General features: G+C 45.8%; 12 protein-coding genes. 6 read left to right on the plus strand and 6 right to left on the minus strand.

Annotated features, from left to right (window positions below; all coding sequences use genetic code 11):
• The first annotated feature begins 67 nt into the window (after nucleotides 1-67).
• Entirely contained in the window at nucleotides 68-487 is a 420-nt protein-coding gene (gene queF / locus QUA45_RS11135) for a preQ(1) synthase (RefSeq protein ID WP_333098815.1), read from the plus strand.
• A 449-nt stretch (nucleotides 488-936) separates the two neighbouring features.
• Here queF and QUA45_RS11140 read toward each other — a convergent pair whose 3' ends face one another.
• From QUA45_RS11140 to QUA45_RS11150, 3 genes are all read right to left on the minus strand, one after another.
• A complete protein-coding gene (locus QUA45_RS11140) occupies nucleotides 937-2,349 on the minus strand; it encodes a cytochrome c biogenesis protein (RefSeq protein WP_333220706.1) in 1,413 nt (470 codons plus the stop codon).
• Between the two features lie 313 nt (nucleotides 2,350-2,662).
• Nucleotides 2,663-3,394: a cytochrome c biogenesis protein CcdA gene (locus tag QUA45_RS11145; protein ID WP_333233091.1), complete on the minus strand. Its 732-nt coding sequence runs from the start codon at nucleotides 3,392-3,394 to the stop codon at nucleotides 2,663-2,665.
• Nucleotides 3,395-3,940: 546 nt separating this feature from the next.
• Entirely contained in the window at nucleotides 3,941-4,657 is a 717-nt protein-coding gene (locus QUA45_RS11150; RefSeq protein WP_333220708.1) for a pentapeptide repeat-containing protein, read from the minus strand.
• Between the two features lie 593 nt (nucleotides 4,658-5,250).
• Between QUA45_RS11150 and QUA45_RS11155 the strand changes: the two genes are divergently transcribed.
• Entirely contained in the window at nucleotides 5,251-5,961 is a 711-nt protein-coding gene (locus tag QUA45_RS11155; protein WP_333098818.1) for a tetratricopeptide repeat protein, read from the plus strand.
• Between the two features lie 102 nt (nucleotides 5,962-6,063).
• Here QUA45_RS11155 and QUA45_RS11160 read toward each other — a convergent pair whose 3' ends face one another.
• Nucleotides 6,064-7,401 carry a peptidylprolyl isomerase gene (locus QUA45_RS11160; protein WP_333098820.1) on the minus strand — a complete coding sequence of 446 codons (1,338 nt, stop codon included), beginning with the start codon at nucleotides 7,399-7,401 and terminating at the stop codon, nucleotides 6,064-6,066.
• A 119-nt stretch (nucleotides 7,402-7,520) separates the two neighbouring features.
• Here QUA45_RS11160 and QUA45_RS11165 point away from each other — a divergent pair, with 119 nt between their 5' ends.
• Nucleotides 7,521-8,072 carry a peroxiredoxin gene (locus QUA45_RS11165; RefSeq protein WP_333098821.1) on the plus strand — a complete coding sequence of 184 codons (552 nt, stop codon included), beginning with the start codon at nucleotides 7,521-7,523 and terminating at the stop codon, nucleotides 8,070-8,072.
• Between the two features lie 220 nt (nucleotides 8,073-8,292).
• Here the strand turns inward: QUA45_RS11165 and QUA45_RS11170 are convergent, their stop codons facing one another.
• Nucleotides 8,293-8,832, minus strand: coding sequence for a phosphate-starvation-inducible PsiE family protein (locus QUA45_RS11170; protein WP_333220710.1), 540 nt, complete (start codon nucleotides 8,830-8,832; stop codon nucleotides 8,293-8,295).
• 381 nt (nucleotides 8,833-9,213) lie between these two features.
• Between QUA45_RS11170 and QUA45_RS11175 the strand changes: the two genes are divergently transcribed.
• Complete coding sequence (locus tag QUA45_RS11175) at nucleotides 9,214-9,816, plus strand: superoxide dismutase (RefSeq protein WP_015178829.1); 603 nt, start codon at nucleotides 9,214-9,216, stop codon at nucleotides 9,814-9,816.
• Between the two features lie 102 nt (nucleotides 9,817-9,918).
• Here QUA45_RS11175 and QUA45_RS11180 read toward each other — a convergent pair whose 3' ends face one another.
• Complete coding sequence (locus QUA45_RS11180) at nucleotides 9,919-12,654, minus strand: bifunctional acetate--CoA ligase family protein/GNAT family N-acetyltransferase (RefSeq protein WP_333220712.1); 2,736 nt, start codon at nucleotides 12,652-12,654, stop codon at nucleotides 9,919-9,921.
• A 423-nt stretch (nucleotides 12,655-13,077) separates the two neighbouring features.
• Here QUA45_RS11180 and pflB point away from each other — a divergent pair, with 423 nt between their 5' ends.
• Complete coding sequence (gene pflB / locus QUA45_RS11185) at nucleotides 13,078-15,306, plus strand: formate C-acetyltransferase (protein ID WP_333220714.1); 2,229 nt, start codon at nucleotides 13,078-13,080, stop codon at nucleotides 15,304-15,306.
• 279 nt (nucleotides 15,307-15,585) lie between these two features.
• Nucleotides 15,586-16,326: a pyruvate formate-lyase-activating protein gene (pflA, locus tag QUA45_RS11190; protein ID WP_333098827.1), complete on the plus strand. Its 741-nt coding sequence runs from the start codon at nucleotides 15,586-15,588 to the stop codon at nucleotides 16,324-16,326.
• Nucleotides 16,327-16,448: the final 122 nt, after the last annotated feature.

Below are 16,448 nucleotides of genomic sequence, written 5' to 3' on the forward strand. Positions count from 1 at the left end.
TCAAGATATTTGTTACAAACATTGAACGTAAATTTAATTTAATGTTACAAGTTATTAGTCAATCGCTATGAACAACTACGCCACCGAACAAAGTATGTCGCAAAAGTCAAGCACCGAGGAAATGAAATACGGCGAACGCCAGATATTGGAAGGGGAGTTAATTACTTTCCCGAATCCGCGAGTCGGGCGGCGCTACTCTATTAACATTACTTTGCCGGAGTTTACTTGCAAGTGTCCATTTTCTGGCTATCCAGATTTTGCGACAATTCACGTTACTTATGTACCCGACGAGCGGGTGGTAGAGTTAAAGGCGCTGAAACTGTACATTAACAGTTATCGCGATCGCTACATTTCTCACGAAGAATCGATTAATCAAATTTTAGACGATTTTGTGGCAGCTTGCGCGCCGCTGGAAGCGACGATTAAGGGAGATTTTTCGCCGCGGGGGAACGTGCACACTGTGATTGAGGTGTCGCACCAGAAGTAGGGTAGGTATTAAGCTGTTGTGGCATTGAGATTTAATTGTGGGGCGGCGTCGAAGCTCACCCCACAAGGGTTTTAAGCAATAAAATTGTTAAAATTAGTAAGTAATTGTAGAGTGCGTCAGGGCAGCCCTCTCAATGTAGTCAAAAATTCCCTCAAACGCTTAAAATCTCGTAGTTGGTAGGGCGTGTACTGCGCGTAGGTTGAGTTTTTTACCCACCGGAGAGTACCGATAGACAGGCGTTTCAGCATTTGGATTTTGTAAACCAAAGCTCAGTATAGAAATTTTCATTACTTGAAATTTGAAAACTCGGAAAGTGAAATAGCGGTTTTCTGCTTTTTCTCCGGTTCACATTGATCACCTCAACAAATCTGGCAAGGCGCACCCTACAAACTCAACTAATCTTTTTGATATTTATCGTTGGTGTAAGGTGCGCCTAGCGCACCCTACGGTTAGCTTTGACTTGCAACAGAAGTCGGGGCGATCGTACTTTTTTCCTCTGTTGTTTTCGATTCTGCCAACTTGTCCAAAATCTCCACAACTTCTCTTTCAAAACTTACCTGGGCACGATTCGTGCGCCCGCCGATGTAGAGTTTGCCGTTTTTTTCCAAAGCCCAAATTTGCGAGTGAGACAGATAGCTCATCAGCACGCTGAGCATTAGCAACCCGAAGCCAGTATAAACTATTGGAATTCCTGGATCGGCTTTAATTTGCAATCCCGTACTGCCTACAACTTCGTCAATTGTCAGCATGACTCCGTTAACTTCTACCGCCGTCCCCGCGCGAACTGTAGTTAACAATTTGCCATCCGTACCGTACACTAACATCGTTCCTTGCAAGTCTTTTGCTAGCAGAGAAACTCCCGCACTCAAATCTGGTTTTGTGGGAATCCAAGCACCCCAAATTCGACCTTTACCTTGAGTGTCTAACTGAGCCATTGGCAATTGTAAAACCGGGCTTTTGTTGAGGCGAACTCGCAGGGCGGATATTGCCCAATCTGCTTGATAAAAAGTGACTCCCCGGTATCTGAGGGGCTGGTTAACATGAATGGTTTTGCGATCGACCTCTTGGCCTGTTTTGTCCAAAACTGACAGGTCAGAGTAAAATTGGTCGATACCACCCTCGGGAGTATAATCAATCCAAAACCGATTAACTCGCATCGACCAATCCTTCGGTATTTGCGGCCCCGCCCAAGGCCCCGCATCCAGGATATTCTGCACCTGAAATGTTTCACCGCTGGGAACCATTTCTTGACCGAGAAATCCCGTCATCGCGCCCCACATCGACCCAGCTAAAATAATTAGCATACTGGCGTGAACAATAATCGGACCGATTTTACCAATTATTCCCTTGCGAGCATAAATTTTTTCGCCTTCTCGAAATATGCGGTAGTTTTTTTGGTGCAAAAGTGGTTCTAACGAACTTAAAGTAACTGTTTCTAATTCAGCACTGAGAGCTAATTTTTGAAACTGCTTTGGTTCTTCATAAAATTTCCAGCGGCGGGCGGCTTTTAATGCGGGAAATTGTCGGGTAAATGTACAAGCTGTTAAGCTGCTGCCGAACAAAATTAGGATTGACAAAAACCACCAAGTCCGGTATACGTGGTCTAGTCCTGCAATTAGCACAACTTTCCAAGTTAGAAAGCCGAACAAAGCGGGGTGTTCTGGATAGTTAGATTGGTAAAATGGTACTGATTGACCTTGTTCGATGACAGTGCCAGAAATGCTGAAAAATGCGATCGCCAGCAGCAAGATAATTGCCAGCCGCAAATCTGCTAGCACCGGCAAGATTTCTCGCTTGAAAAACTTTTGAGGGGCTGTCGCCCAGTTTGAGAGCTTTGATAGAAATACTTCTTTTGATGTCATTGGTAATTATGAAGAAAGTTCGGCAACGGATTTTGTAACGGATGGAAGGAAGTTCGGCAACGGATGTAACGGATGTAACGGATGGAATAAGGGAGAAAGAAGAAAGAGGAGGGAAAAACAAAAAATGAATAAAATATTATTATTTTTATCGAGCAAGTCTCAATCAATTTTGAATTCTTTCTCTTTTCTTCCTTCCTTCCTTCCTTCCTTCGTGTTATTCGAGTCTTCGCGGTTCGTTAAAAAAAACTTAATTCACGCATTCAGTAGAGATTGCTATATCTTTAAATAAAGACTGAACTCCTTACTACTAAACTTAAGCGGGAAGGATGCGGGAAAGCAGAGAGAACACGCCAAATCCTACTAGCAAAACGCCGCTAACAGGAGTAATCCAACTCGACCACCGACGTAATTCTAACAACTTTTTAATGCTAGCAGTGAAAGTCCCTGCTATAATCAGCGGAGCGACGTAGCCAGCAGCATAAAACAGCAGCAGCACACCACCTAAAACTGTATCTCCCGTTTTGGAAACCCAAGCTAAGAGTGTAGCTAAAACAGGCGTGCTGCAGGGAGACGCTACCAAACCAAAAGTTAAGCCCAATAAGTACGATCGCACGCCTGCGGGCAAATCTTTCGGCACCCACCCCACAGCGTCAAAAGACGGCATTTGTAAGGGTAAAGCTTCGAGTAAATTCAGCCCCATTAGAATAGCAATAATACTGACAAGAATCGGCAAACCCAGGCCAATTTTGCCGTACACTTGTCCGGCAAATGATGCTACAATACCTAAACCCGCAAGGGTGGTGGCTAATCCCAGGGAAAACCACGCAGACTGGGCTGCAGCTTGCAGGCGACTTTTTGCTTCGTATCCACCGATGTAGCCGATCGTGATCGGTAACATGGAAAGCATACAGGGCGTTAAGCTCGTTAGCAACCCTGCCAGAAAGATGACTCCGACGCTGACTAAACTGAGGTTTGTCAGTTGAGTATTTACTAAATTATTAGCAAATTGTGCTAGTTCGTAAAGTTGAGTTTGCAGGGTTTCCATCAGTCGATTTTAGATTTTAGATTTTAGATTTTAGATTGACTCTACAGCAGAGCGATTTTAGACTTTAGATTTTAGATTTTAGATTGACTCCACAGTCGATTTTCTATTTTAAAGAGCCTCTACAGATAAATCTGGGAGCTTAAACTAAATATCTAATATTTTTGCTGTTGACGACTCCTGGCGGGGGCTTGTATCCCTAGGCAGGTGCCTTCAGCTTCGGGGCTGTTCGGGCTTTGTTGAAAATTGTAACAGATGCGCGCAGGTTCGGTTTGAGATTTAAGATTTTATTTACTGGTTCGGAGTTAAAAGGTCGATCGCACCCTGGTTTGAATTGATATCTTGACAGCATCCTCAACAAGCTATGGGCCACGGGCGCAGCTTGGGAGTTAAAAGGTCGATCGCACCCTGATTTAAATTGATATCTTGACAGCATCTTCAACAAGCTGTTGGCAACGGGCGCAGCCTATTGCACCAGATAATTCATTGACTGCGAAATCAGCCCTAAAGCCTGTTGTTGAAATTATTCAAGCAGACTTTAATTTTACTCTACTGTAAATTAAAGCCACTTTCTTCATTAATAGACCCGTCCGGCATTATTGCCCCTGCTAGCACCGCACCTCTGAGATTTGCGCCGGTTAAAATAGCGCCTTCTAAATTAGCATTGCTCAAATTTGTGATTTGTTTGGAACCTCGGAAAAAGAAGCTGTGCAAGTCAGCACCTGTTAAATTAGTGTCTGCCAAATTAGCATATTGCAAGTCAGCACCGTGCAGCGTCGCATCCATTAAATTAGCTTGGGTAAGATTGCTTCCCCAAAGCCGAGAATCTAAGACATTAGCATCTTGTAAATTGGCGCGGCTCAGATTTGCCAAAGTCAGATTAGCATCCCACAACTTCGTGCCGTTGAAATTAGCTTCGGTCAAATTGGCTCGACTGAGATCCGTGCCTAAAATATCAGCATTTGCTAAATTAGCGCCGGTGAGGTCTGCGTCAGAAAGATCCGCATTCTTTAAGTTAGCACCGGACAAATTAGCGCCGGACAAATTAGCGCCCGACAAATTGGCTTCTTGGAGATTAGCGCCCCGCAAATCTACAGTGCTCAAATCGCATTGCTTCCACAGAAAGCTGACGCACCAATTATCTTTTAATAGGTGACTCAAATCCTCCGAATTGGCGGCCATCACAGGAGGAGTTAAGTAGAGAGTGAACAGGACGATCGCTAACCATGCAGCGAAGAAAGTTTTCAAACTCATAACTTTTTTCATTGGCACTAATTTGCGTCATAAATTATTGATGTCTAATCAAAGCATAGCAAATAATCTGCAACTTCCCTCAGCAAGATTACTCAAAAATATTAGTGTAGTGAAAGGTTAATCAGGGTTGGCGCAGGCACAAACTTAACTTAGCTACTCTTAGACGCGCTTTGAGCTAGAAACCCGGTTGATTCACAGATACCTCGCTGCCAAACTAATATTTTTCCTAAAAACCTGGTATAAAATGACCGCAAGTTTGACCGGGATTTGCCAGTGGAATATCGCTACAAAGTAATACTTGCCGCAGGCAGTTGCGATCGCTCCCCCAGGGGCATATCTGCAAACAATCCTGGTATAAACTCCTCAATATGGGAATAAAGAAACCGCTCCTCTAGCCTACAAGCCTTATATTTAAAGGATTCTAGACGGCATTTTTGTTAATTGCGATCGGCATCACTAACTAAGCCCAACTTTCATCACACAACTCAAGCCCCAGCATCACGCACTCTCATCAAACTTATCACGTACCTGAGACTGCGGATATCACTGTTAATAGCTCAGCTATGGAGGAAAATAAGAGCATACAGTTGAACAGCACTTCTCCCATGCCTACTATCCCCCTTTTCCCAACCCAATTAGTTGTCACAACTATTTTCAATTCGATCGAATCTTTGGGATTCACTAATATTGCTGGCGTATTTTCGGGGGAGCAAGCTGAATCCCGACAACAGGCAAATTTAAAAATTAGTACCAAAAAGTTTTACACTCAAGGTTTAAAAAATCTAGAACAACAAGACTTGCACGGCGCTATTAAAAATTTTACTGCCACAATTAACATTAATCCGCAATTCGCGTCAGCTTACCACGATCGCGGTGTGGCACGCTACAAATTAGGCTACAAGCAATCGGCGATCGAAGATTTAACTACAGCCATCGAACTCAATCCTTACCAAGCCAAGTATTACAGCAATCGCGGGTTTATGCTGACTCGTTTAAAAGATTATACTGCGGCGATCGCAGATTACACCTCAGCACTACTGCTCAACCCTAATGTAGCTCAATCTTATTTTAACCGAGGTGCTATCCACCTGCAAATGGAGAATTCCCTGGCAGCACTAGCTGATTTTGAATCAGCAATTCGCCTCGATAGCGATTTTGCTAAAGCTTACTTCAACCGAGGAGTAACTAGATATAAACTGAGAGAGGTTCAGGGAGCATTTGAGGATTTCCAAAAGGCGGCTGAGCTTTTTAAGCAGCAGGGGAGAATGGATTCTTATCAAGAGGCAGTTTCTCAAATTACAAAGCTATGGTGTTAGTTTAATTTCGTAATTATCAATTGGCAATTGCCAATTGATAATCAGGTAATGTGTACCGAAAAGCACCCTACACCTATAATTATTGACTCAGTCTTGTTAGAGTTAGCCAATACTCAAGGCGGCGTCTCTGGAAGGCAAGCTATCGGCAACGACAGCAGTAGAAAAGTTAATTGTAAAAGCAGCATTTTGAACTGCTGCGGGGGTGGCATTTTGAACGACAGCCAAAGTAGCTCCTCCAAATTGAATGAGTGTGTTGCTGCCTGATTGGGTGAAGGAGGTGTTGGATAAACCGCTGGTTAAGCCAATACGATCGCCATCTCCCGGCCTAAAATCAAGAATTATATCGCTCGACCCATCCAACTCCAGATTTTCACCCGTAACCAGAACAAACGTATCAGTACCGCCACCGCCGGTCAGAGTATCACTGCCAACATCGCCAAGTAAAATATCGTTACCATCGCCCCCGATTAAAACATCGTTTCCTCTGCCGCCTCGCAAAAAGTCATTACCAGCATCGCCATTGAGATTATCGTCGCCGAGATTTCCGTTGATAATATCGTTGCCAACACCGCCGCTAATCGAGTCGTTACCTTTGCCGCCTCGCAAAAAGTCGTCGCCTGCTTCGCCCGTGAGGGTATCGTTGCCTTGGCTGCCATTAATTGCATCATCAGTGGGTGAACCGAGGATGCGATCGTTTGCGCTACCTCCCACTACACCGTTAGGATTTTGCTGAGAGTCTTGGGAAGTGACTTGATAGTTGTTTGGGGTGTTGGCCAATCTGAGGGCCCCCAAAGGCAGATTTACAAAATTGGTACTATTAATTAAATCGTTGAGCACATTAACATCGCTAATGATGCTAGAAACCCGACTAGGGACGATTCCTCCAACGACTTTTGCTGTCGAAATGCGATCGCCCTGCTGCACCGCATTCACCGTTTCAAAACCTTGAATAACGTTGCCAAAAACAGCATAATTACCATCCAAAAATGGCAAATCATCCAAAGCAAAATAAAACTGCGAAGAAGCCGAATCCAAAGCATTAGAACGAGCCATTGCCACGGCCCCGCGATTGTGCCGCAACTGCGGCGTCTGGGTTACAACTTGGTTGTAAACAGGTTGCGCGGCCCCTTGCGGCTTAATTTCCAAAGGAATAAAACGCGCCTGATTGGTATCCGGGTCAATAAAACTACCCGTTCCCAATTGACTTGCTGGAATTGTCGTATCTCTGCTGCGCGGATCGCCTCCTTGCACCACAAAAGGATCTGGCTGACGCACAACTCGGTGAAACATCACCCCGTCGTAAATGCCGCGTTCAACTAAGTCAACAAAATTTCCTCCAGTAATCGGGGCATTAGTGCCGTCTACTTCGATCGCAACGGGTTGACCGTTAATTACCTGGACTACTATAGCTTTGCCTGTTAACGGGAGTGCAGCGCTCATGGGTAAATTGCTATTTGAGTAAGTGATATTGGGGTTTTAGAAGCAATCCACGAATTGCCCCTACCCATTTAATCAGAAAACTGTAAACTTGTCTTAAGTACAGTTCTACTTCTAAATTTATGATGTCTCGCCGCAAGTTTTTTACCACTTTATTGGCAATTTGTCTAGTTTTTCTAAGTTTCAATTTTGCCACACCTGCATTTGGCCTCGGCGGCAAGCTTCCGACGGTAAATCAACCAGCGCCGGAGTTTTCTTTGCCAACAAACAGCGGCGACGGACAAGTCTCCCTCTCTGATTATCGCGGTAAGTGGCTGGTAGTCTATTTCTATCCGAAAGACTTTACATCGGGTTGTACGATCGAAGCACGTCGATTTCAGCAAGACTTGCCGAAATACTTGGCAAAGAATACTCAAATTATCGGCATTAGCGCGGATGATGTCGATTCTCATGCGGAATTTTGCGATTCCGAAGGTTTGAAATTTCCGCTGTTAGCTGATACCGACGGTAAAGTGAGTAAAGCTTACGGTTCTTGGATGAGTTTTATCTCGGCGCGCCACAGTTTTATTATTGACCCTGAAGGCATTTTGCGGGAAACTTTTGTGAAGATTAATCCGGCGATTCACTCAAAAGAAGTGTTGGCTCGTTTGGGAGAATTGCAGGCTAACGGGTAATACAATTTTAGATTTTAGATTTTAGATTTTAGATTTTAATAATTGGGCATTGTTGATGAAGCTTGTATTTGTACTGAAGACTCAAGTCCTCTGAAAATACAGAGGACTTGAGTCTTCAATACAAACGTTATCCCGTTGATTTTACTGGAAATGATGGCTGGTAACGTGACAAGCAATATCAGAGTAAATCTAAAATCTAAAATCGCTTGTGCCGTCATACTCAGTGAGAATTAAACTTGCTATTGACTGCAACAGGCTCGGCAGAATATTCAGGGTCGTAAAGTTTTTTATTTCTGCTAGCAAGGCGGCGTTCTGGGTCAATTCCCTCGAAGGTTGGCGGCAACCAAACTCGGACTACCAACAACACTCCCAAAACCAGCAAAAATGCGCCTGTTGATAATATTTGAACCCAGGGAGTTTCCAGCACTCCCCGCACGATGACTTCTCGCAAAACAGATACTATACACACTTCCACAGCCACCCCTATCGAAACGCGCTGCTCTTGCAAGTAAATAATTAGCAGCCGAAATAATTCCACCAAAACCAATAAAAATAGAATGTCTGCCGTCACTTGCTGAAAATTCAAAGGAGGCAGCAGCGAGAAAAACATTTCTCGCAGCTCGATTACCATGAAACAGAACAAACCAATACACAAAGAAATTACAATTAAATCTTGAACAGTTTCCAGAGCGGTGACTATTAGTTTTAGATTCAACCATTCCGGGGGGTGATTAATCGGGTTATTTGAACGGTTTTGCATAGACTACTCCTGCAATCTGTTTGACTTAGTTACAGCTTAAGTTAATCTGAACTTATCTTTGACAAAAAATAGGTTTAATTTATTTATCACCCTTATAAAAATTCCCTCTGCTGACAATTTCCCACAAACTTTTATTTACTGCGCTGGCGGGTTGACATTTTGCCAAACTTTGTGGTATTTAAAACCTGCTATTAGTAGATTTGACTGGTGAAAAGCAGAACTCAAAATCCTAAACTGCTGCAACTGCTATAAAATAGGAAAATTGTAAAGAATTATTTACCACAGCTTGATAAACTCAAGCTAGTGACTCTCGGCTTTAGTCATACAACAGCCACCAAGTCAACCGAAAAACCCAAAGTAATCCAGAGAGGATTGAACACAATGGCATTTGAACTCGCACCATTACCCTTCGCCGCTGACGCCTTAGAACCAGCTCATATGTCGGCCAACACGTTTTCGTTCCACCACGACAAGCACCACGCTGCTTACGTGACCAATCTGAATAAACTGATTGAAGGGACTGAAATGGCGAGCAAATCCCTTGAAGAAATTGTCAAGGAATCTGCTAAAGACCCATCCAAAGCAGGCATTTTTAACAATGCAGGTCAAGTTTGGAACCACAACTTTTTCTGGAATTCGCTCAAACCGGGCGGCGGTGGCACTCCGACAGGAGCTTTAGCTGACAAAATTAACGCCGACTTCGGCAGCTTCGACAAATTCAAAGAAGAATTCAAGACTGCTGCGACTACTCAGTTCGGTAGCGGCTGGGCTTGGCTGGTTTTAGACAACGGCACTTTGAAAGTTACCAAAACTGCTAACGCCGACACCCCGGTAGCACACGGCCAAACTCCGTTGCTGACTTTGGATGTGTGGGAACACGCTTATTATTTGGATTTCCAAAACCGCCGTCCCGACTACATTACTAATTTCTTGGATAATTTGGCTAACTGGGATTTCGCAGCAGCAAATTTGGCTGCGGCTTAGTAGCATCTGAGTTTGAGGACTAAAGTCCTCACTACAAACCGATAAAGTTTGTAGTGAGGACTTTAGTTGTGATGAATGAGAATTATTTAACCAAACTTGCGATTAGCAGACAAAAACAGCTTTCAACATTCCTTCGCTTCGGTCTGGTTGGAGTTCAAATCCTAGTTTTTTACAGATGCTCTGCATCTTGTAGTTGCTATTGAGAATGTAGCCAACGATCGCCTCTAATTTCTCTTCCTGACCAATTTGGAGCAGCCGCCTCAATAATTCTGTTCCCAAACCGCGCTGCTGATAGCTATCGCTAACGATGAGGGCAAATTCGGCTTCGTTTGTGCCGTGGAGTTTGCTCAGACGCGCTACTGCCAAAATCCGGTGTTCTGAGGTTTCGGGGTCTTGACGATCGGCTACTAACAGCATTTCCCGATCGTAGTCAATAAAACAAATCCGGGTCAAACGTTCGTGAGCGATGCGGTGCTTTAACTTTACCATGTGAGCGTAGCGCAAATACACGCTCTCTTCCGAAAGTTCTTCATGGAACAGCACCATCAGCGGCTCATCTTCTGGACGAATCGGACGGATCGTGATGGGACGATCGCCGTTAGTTGCCCATGTTTGAACGTATTGCGTTGGATAGGGGCGAATCGCGGGTGAAATGGGGTTTTCTGTTGTTTGGAGAACAACGCGGGCATCAAGAGCGATCGCACCTTCAGGAGAAACCAACAGCGGATTAATATCAATCTCGGAAATTTGAGGTTGCTCTACAATCAGTTGACTGAAACGAACTAATAACTGTTCGAGTTGTACCAGGTCAATTGCCGATCGACCGCGCACTCCTTGCAAAGCTTTATAGATGCGCGTTTGCTCCATCATCCGCCGCGCTAGGGTGGTATTTAAAGGCGGAAGTGCGAGCGATCGATCTTGAAAGACTTCCACTAATTGTCCGCCGGAACCAAACAGCATCACCTGCCCAAATTGTGGGTCAATACTGCTACCCAAAATTATTTCATAGCCTTCCAAGTGCACCATCGGCTGCACGGTTACGCCGAGAAACGCTGCCGGATCGATCGCCCGTACCCGCTGGGCGATCGCCTCAAAGGCACTAATTACAGCGTTAGCATCGCCTAAATTTAGTTTTACGCCCCCCACATCGGTTTTGTGAGTGATCGTCTCAGAATGGAGTTTTAGCACCACTGGATAACCGAGGCGATCGGCAATTGCCACAGCTTCGGCCGCACTCGCTGCAATTTCTGTCGCTACGGTGGGAATGCCGTAAGCTGCCAGCAACTGTTTTGATTCGTACTCGGTTAATAGAGTGCGATTGTTTTGGCGGGCGGCAGTCAAAATCTTAGCAGCAGTCGCACACCCGGAAGTCTCGATTTCGCAATCAGCGGGGAGAGAAGGCGTTTCGTAGATAGCGCGCAGGTTGTATGTGTACCGCCACATATAGTTGAATAACCTGACGGCGGTATCGGGATAGGGGAAAGTCGGAATATTTGCCTGATTGAGAATTTGCGTTCCCGCTGACACTTCCACACCGCCCATCCAGCTTGCTAATATGGGCTTTCCGAGTTTGCTGTAAGACTTGAGTTTTTCTGCGGTTTGGGTGGGATTGGTCATCGCTTGTGGCGTCAGGATGACCAGCAATCCGTCACTATTGGGATCGGGAGCGACAACTTCTAGAGTTTTGGCGTAAAGATCGCTACTAGCATCGCCCAAAATATCTATCGGGTTGTGATGACTCCACTGAGGCGGCAAAAACTCATCAAGCTGCTGCAGCGTCTCCGGTGCCAACTCTGCCAGCGCACCGCCGTCGCTAATTAAGGCATCAGTGGCGATCGCCCCCGGGCCTCCTGCATTGGTGACGATCGATAGGCGGTTGCCCTGCGGTCGCGGTTGCTTGGCCAGAATTTCTGCCATGTCGAACAAATCGGAAATCGTATGTACCCGCAACGCGCCACAGCGGCGGAAAGCAGCGTTAAGCACGTCATCGCTACCGGTCAAAGCTCCCGTATGGGAAGCGGCGGCGGCGGCGGCGGCGGCGGTACGTCCTACCTTGAGAATGATGATCGGTTTGTCGATCGCCACTGGGCGGGCGGCGGACAGGAACGAACGAGCATCACCCATAGATTCCATGTACAAAACGATACTGTGAGTATGGGGATCGTCGCCGAAATACTCGATCAGATCGCCCCAACCGACATCAAGCATAGAGCCGATCGACACAAAAGCGCTAAAACCGACATTTTCTCCCAAACTCCAGTCTAGGATCGAAGTACAGAGGGCGCCGCTTTGACTGATGAAGGCGACATTACCCGGACGGGCGATCGTACTTGCAAAAGTAGCATTGAGCCCGAGCACGGGATTCATCACGCCGAGGCAATTTGGGCCGATAATCCGCATTCCGCCCTGACGCGCTTGGGCCATCACTTGCTGTTCTAAAGCCTCCCCAGCCGCACCAATCTCTTTAAACCCAGCAGAAACAATAATTGCTCCTTTCACCCCAGCAGCGATACATTCGCGGATCACTTGCGGCACCCCAGCAGCAGGCGTAGCAATCACCGCCAGATCCACTCTTTCCGGGACGCTAGCAATGTCAGGATAAGACTTGAGCCCCAAGACGCTGCGGCGCTGCGGATTCACTGGAAAAACTGTTCCGCCAAACGGATTCCGAATCAAGTTCCACAGGAGAGTACGTCCGACGCTTCCTTCTCTCTCTGTTGCGCCGATTACAGCTACGGACTGAGGCCGAAAAATCCGATCGAGCGGATGACGCTGTTCTTTCCAAATATCGTGAGCCGGATCGCTCGCAGTGCTTTGATTTCTTGAATTTATCTGCATAATACCCTACTTCAATTAATCAGCAATTAATGTTGCTCTGCTTTCGATAACAATTACCGCATCCAATCCGAACTATTTTTCTGCTATTCTTCTGCTATTTTTCTGCTTTTTCTTTCTCTTCTTCTGGTCTTCGCAGTTCGCGACCAAAAATCTCATTGCGGGTTTCCGACCGACCCGCACTTAAACAACATTTCCGTTGTCAAAGTGTTAGTTCGGAATCCCACTTTGTCAGAGCTTCCTCAAAAATCCCAGAGGTTGTTCTGCATACTATTTATTTTAATTCTTCCCACCGAATTAGCAAGTCAAGTTTTGTAACAAAGAGCAAACAGGCTATTTAAAATATTGAGATTAAATATATAGTAGATATAGCGGTCCCAGAAGAAAAAATCGACCGCTAACAAAAGATTGAGGTGAAAGCAAGCTATGTTAGTACAATGGCACGGCTTTACTGAAGGCAAATGGACAAAGGAAGTCAACGTCAGAGACTTCATTCAAAAAAATTACACCCCCTACGAAGGGAATGCAGAATTTCTCACAGCACCAACCGAAAAAACCCAGCAGCTTTGGCAAAAAGTTCTGGAATTAATGAAGCAAGAGCGCGAAAAAGGTGTATTGGATGTTGATACAAAAGTTCCCACATCTATCACCGCTCATGCAGCAGGATACATCGATCGCGACTTAGAACAAATAGTAGGTTTGCAAACTGATCGACCTTTGAAACGCGCGATTATGCCCTTTGGCGGGATTCGCGTTGTCAAGGCAGGTTTAGAAGCTTACGGCTATCAGCTCGACCCGCAAACTGAAGAAATATTTACGAAATATCGCAAAACTCATAACGATGGCGTATTCGATGCTTACACGCGCTCGATGCGTCTGGCGAGACGTTCTGGTATCATCACAGGTTTGCCCGATGCCTACGGACGCGGGCGGATTATCGGTGACTATCGGCGCGTGGCTTTGTACGGTGTCGATCGCCTGATTGAGGATAAAAAAACACAGCAAGAATCGCTCGAACTAGACGCGATGGACGAGGCAACAATTCGCTTGCGCGAAGAGTTATCCGAGCAAATTCGGGCATTGTTTGAGTTAAAAGAAATGGCTGCTAGCTACGGCTTTGATATTGGCCTGCCGGCGGCAAACGCGCGAGAAGCTGTCCAGTGGCTGTATTTTGCCTACTTGGGAGCAGTGAAAGAACAAAACGGGGCAGCTATGTCTCTCGGCCGCGTATCGACGTTTTTAGACATTTATTTCGATCGCGATTTGCAAAGCGGCGCGAGTTCCGAAGTGGAATTGCAAGAACTGATCGACCATTTTGTCATGAAACTCCGCATGGTTCGGTTTTTGCGAACTCCCGACTATAACGATCTGTTTTCTGGCGATCCAACTTGGGTAACAGAGGCGATCGGCGGTACCAGCAATGACGGTAGAACATTGGTAACTCGTAACAGTTTCCGATTCTTGCACACCCTCTCAAACCTCGGTACTGCACCCGAACCAAATCTCACCGTTTTGTGGTCGGAAAACTTGCCGGAAAACTTCAAAGAATTCTGTGCCAAGGTATCCAGCGACACGAGTTCGATTCAGTACGAAAACGACGATTTGATGCGCCCTCTATACGGCGATGATTACGCGATCGCCTGTTGTGTTTCCGCGATGCGAATTGGCAAGCAAATGCAGTTTTTCGGCGCGCGAGTTAACTTGGCTAAGACTTTGCTCTATGCGATTAACGGCGGTAAAGATGAGAAGTCCGGCGACCAAATCGCGCCGCAGTTCCCACCGATTACTACCGAATATCTCGATTATGACGAGGTAAGAGCGCGGTTCCAGGACATGATGGCGTGGTTGGCAAAAACGTATATCAATACGTTGAATGTCATTCACTACATGCACGACAAATACTGCTACGAACGCCTGGAAATGGCCTTGCACGATCGCGATGTTTACCGGACCATGGCCTGCGGAATTGCCGGACTGTCGGTGGTGGCGGACTCGCTCTCGGCGATTAAACACGCTAAAGTTAAGGTGATTCGCAACGAGCAAGGTTTGGCCGTAGATTACTCGATCGAAGGAGAATATCCCAAATATGGCAATAATGACGATCGCGTAGACAGTCTAGCCATCGAACTTGTGCAAAGTTTCATGAACCAAATTCGCCAGCACAAAACCTACCGCGGCGCTGTAGCGACTCAATCGGTACTCACAATTACCTCTAACGTAGTTTACGGCAAAAAAACTGGTAGCACTCCCGACGGACGTAAAGCCGGCGAACCCTTTGCTCCCGGTGCTAACCCGATGCACGGCCGAGATTCCTGTGGGGCGATCGCATCCTTATCTTCTGTAGCAAAACTGCCTTACAGTGATTGTCAAGATGGCATATCGAATACTTTTTCGATTGTACCGCAGGCCTTGGGAAGAATGGAGAGCGATCGGACTAACAACCTAGTTAGTCTTATAGACGGTTACTTCCACGATGGCGGTCATCACATCAATGTTAACGCGCTCGATCGGCAAACATTACTAGATGCGATGGAACATCCAGAAAACTATCCCCAGCTAACAATTCGCGTCTCCGGTTATGCGGTTAATTTCATCAAACTTACCCGCGAACAGCAATTAGATGTGATTAAACGCACTTTCCACGAACGTGTCTAAATCCCAGCAGAAAAAACTCGGCGGTTTCAACCGCTCAAGAGTCAAACTTTCATCCGAACAGAGGGGGAATGAAGAAGCTGTTAAATGATTAACCTCAATCCCCCCTAGCCTTAAGAATGGGAGAACCGGAACCTCGGACAATCCCCCTTCTTAAGTGAGATGCCAGGGGGAGCGAGCCGAGGCTATCAACAAGAGTCCAGAAACTTTTCCGGCTATTGTTAACCCTGCCCTCCCGCTCATCCCTAGTCTCAAAATCCCTACCAACAAACAGCAAATTAAATGTCTGGAATTGGTCGCATTCATTCAATCGAAACATTTGGAACCGTAGACGGCCCCGGAATCCGGTTTATCGTCTTCACCCAAGGCTGTCCGTTACGCTGTCTGTACTGTCACAATCCCGACTGTCGCGATTCCCACGATGGTAAAGAAGTAACCGTCGATTATTTAATCGAGCAAATTACAAAATGTAAATCCTACCTGCGGAAAGGAGGCGTTACAGTCAGCGGCGGCGAACCGTTGATGCAGCCGGATTTTGTCAGAGAAATCTTTAGCCGCTGTCATCAAATGGGGTTGCATACAGCGCTGGACACATCAGGCTTCTGTGTTTTAGAAGCTGCTAAACCGGTTCTGGAAATGACCGATCTCGTTTTATTGGACATCAAATCCTACATTCCTGAACTGTATTACAAAGTCACGAACGTTTCCATCGAGCCTACTTTAGCAATGGCAAAATATCTCAGCGAAATTGGCAAACCGACGTGGATTCGCTTCGTTCTAGTTCCTCACCTCACAGATGACATCGAAAACGTAGAAAAACTAGCGGATTTTATTGCCAATCTGAACAATGTGGAAAAAGTAGAAGTATTGCCATTTCATAAAATGGGAGAATACAAATGGGAACAATTAAAACTGGATTACGAACTCAAGGATACACCTCCAGCTTCACCGGAACTCGTGCAACAAACGGTTGATATTTTTCGCAGTCGCGGCGTCAATGCGATCGGAGCTAGCGGTATATAATAATAATTAAAAGACCGCGTTCACAAATCACTAACAATCTTGAAATTATCTGCGTCGATCGGCGGGTTCCTACCAATCAAAGATTGAGGCAATAATTTTCCCGAAATAAACATCAGGAAAAA

It is taken from the genome of Microcoleus sp. Pol12A5 (genome assembly GCF_036701435.1).
In the GTDB taxonomy this organism is placed as follows: domain Bacteria; phylum Cyanobacteriota; class Cyanobacteriia; order Cyanobacteriales; family Microcoleaceae; genus Microcoleus.

Bases quoted from the DNA above. Each gene is read 5' to 3' on its own strand.
- pflA (WP_333098827.1), top strand. From the start codon at position 15,586: ATGTCTGGAATTGGTCGCATTCATTCAATCGAAACATTTGGAACCGTA.
- QUA45_RS11165 (WP_333098821.1), top strand. From the start codon at position 7,521: ATGATGTCTCGCCGCAAGTTTTTTACCACTTTATTGGCAATTTGTCTA.
- queF (WP_333098815.1), top strand. From the start codon at position 68: ATGAACAACTACGCCACCGAACAAAGTATGTCGCAAAAGTCAAGCACC.
- QUA45_RS11175 (WP_015178829.1), top strand. From the start codon at position 9,214: ATGGCATTTGAACTCGCACCATTACCCTTCGCCGCTGACGCCTTAGAA.
- QUA45_RS11140 (WP_333220706.1), bottom strand. From the start codon at position 2,349: ATGACATCAAAAGAAGTATTTCTATCAAAGCTCTCAAACTGGGCGACA.
- QUA45_RS11145 (WP_333233091.1), bottom strand. From the start codon at position 3,394: ATGGAAACCCTGCAAACTCAACTTTACGAACTAGCACAATTTGCTAAT.
- QUA45_RS11160 (WP_333098820.1), bottom strand. From the start codon at position 7,401: ATGAGCGCTGCACTCCCGTTAACAGGCAAAGCTATAGTAGTCCAGGTA.
- QUA45_RS11170 (WP_333220710.1), bottom strand. From the start codon at position 8,832: ATGCAAAACCGTTCAAATAACCCGATTAATCACCCCCCGGAATGGTTG.
- QUA45_RS11155 (WP_333098818.1), top strand. From the start codon at position 5,251: ATGCCTACTATCCCCCTTTTCCCAACCCAATTAGTTGTCACAACTATT.
- QUA45_RS11150 (WP_333220708.1), bottom strand. From the start codon at position 4,657: ATGAAAAAAGTTATGAGTTTGAAAACTTTCTTCGCTGCATGGTTAGCG.
- pflB (WP_333220714.1), top strand. From the start codon at position 13,078: ATGTTAGTACAATGGCACGGCTTTACTGAAGGCAAATGGACAAAGGAA.
- QUA45_RS11180 (WP_333220712.1), bottom strand. From the start codon at position 12,654: ATGCAGATAAATTCAAGAAATCAAAGCACTGCGAGCGATCCGGCTCAC.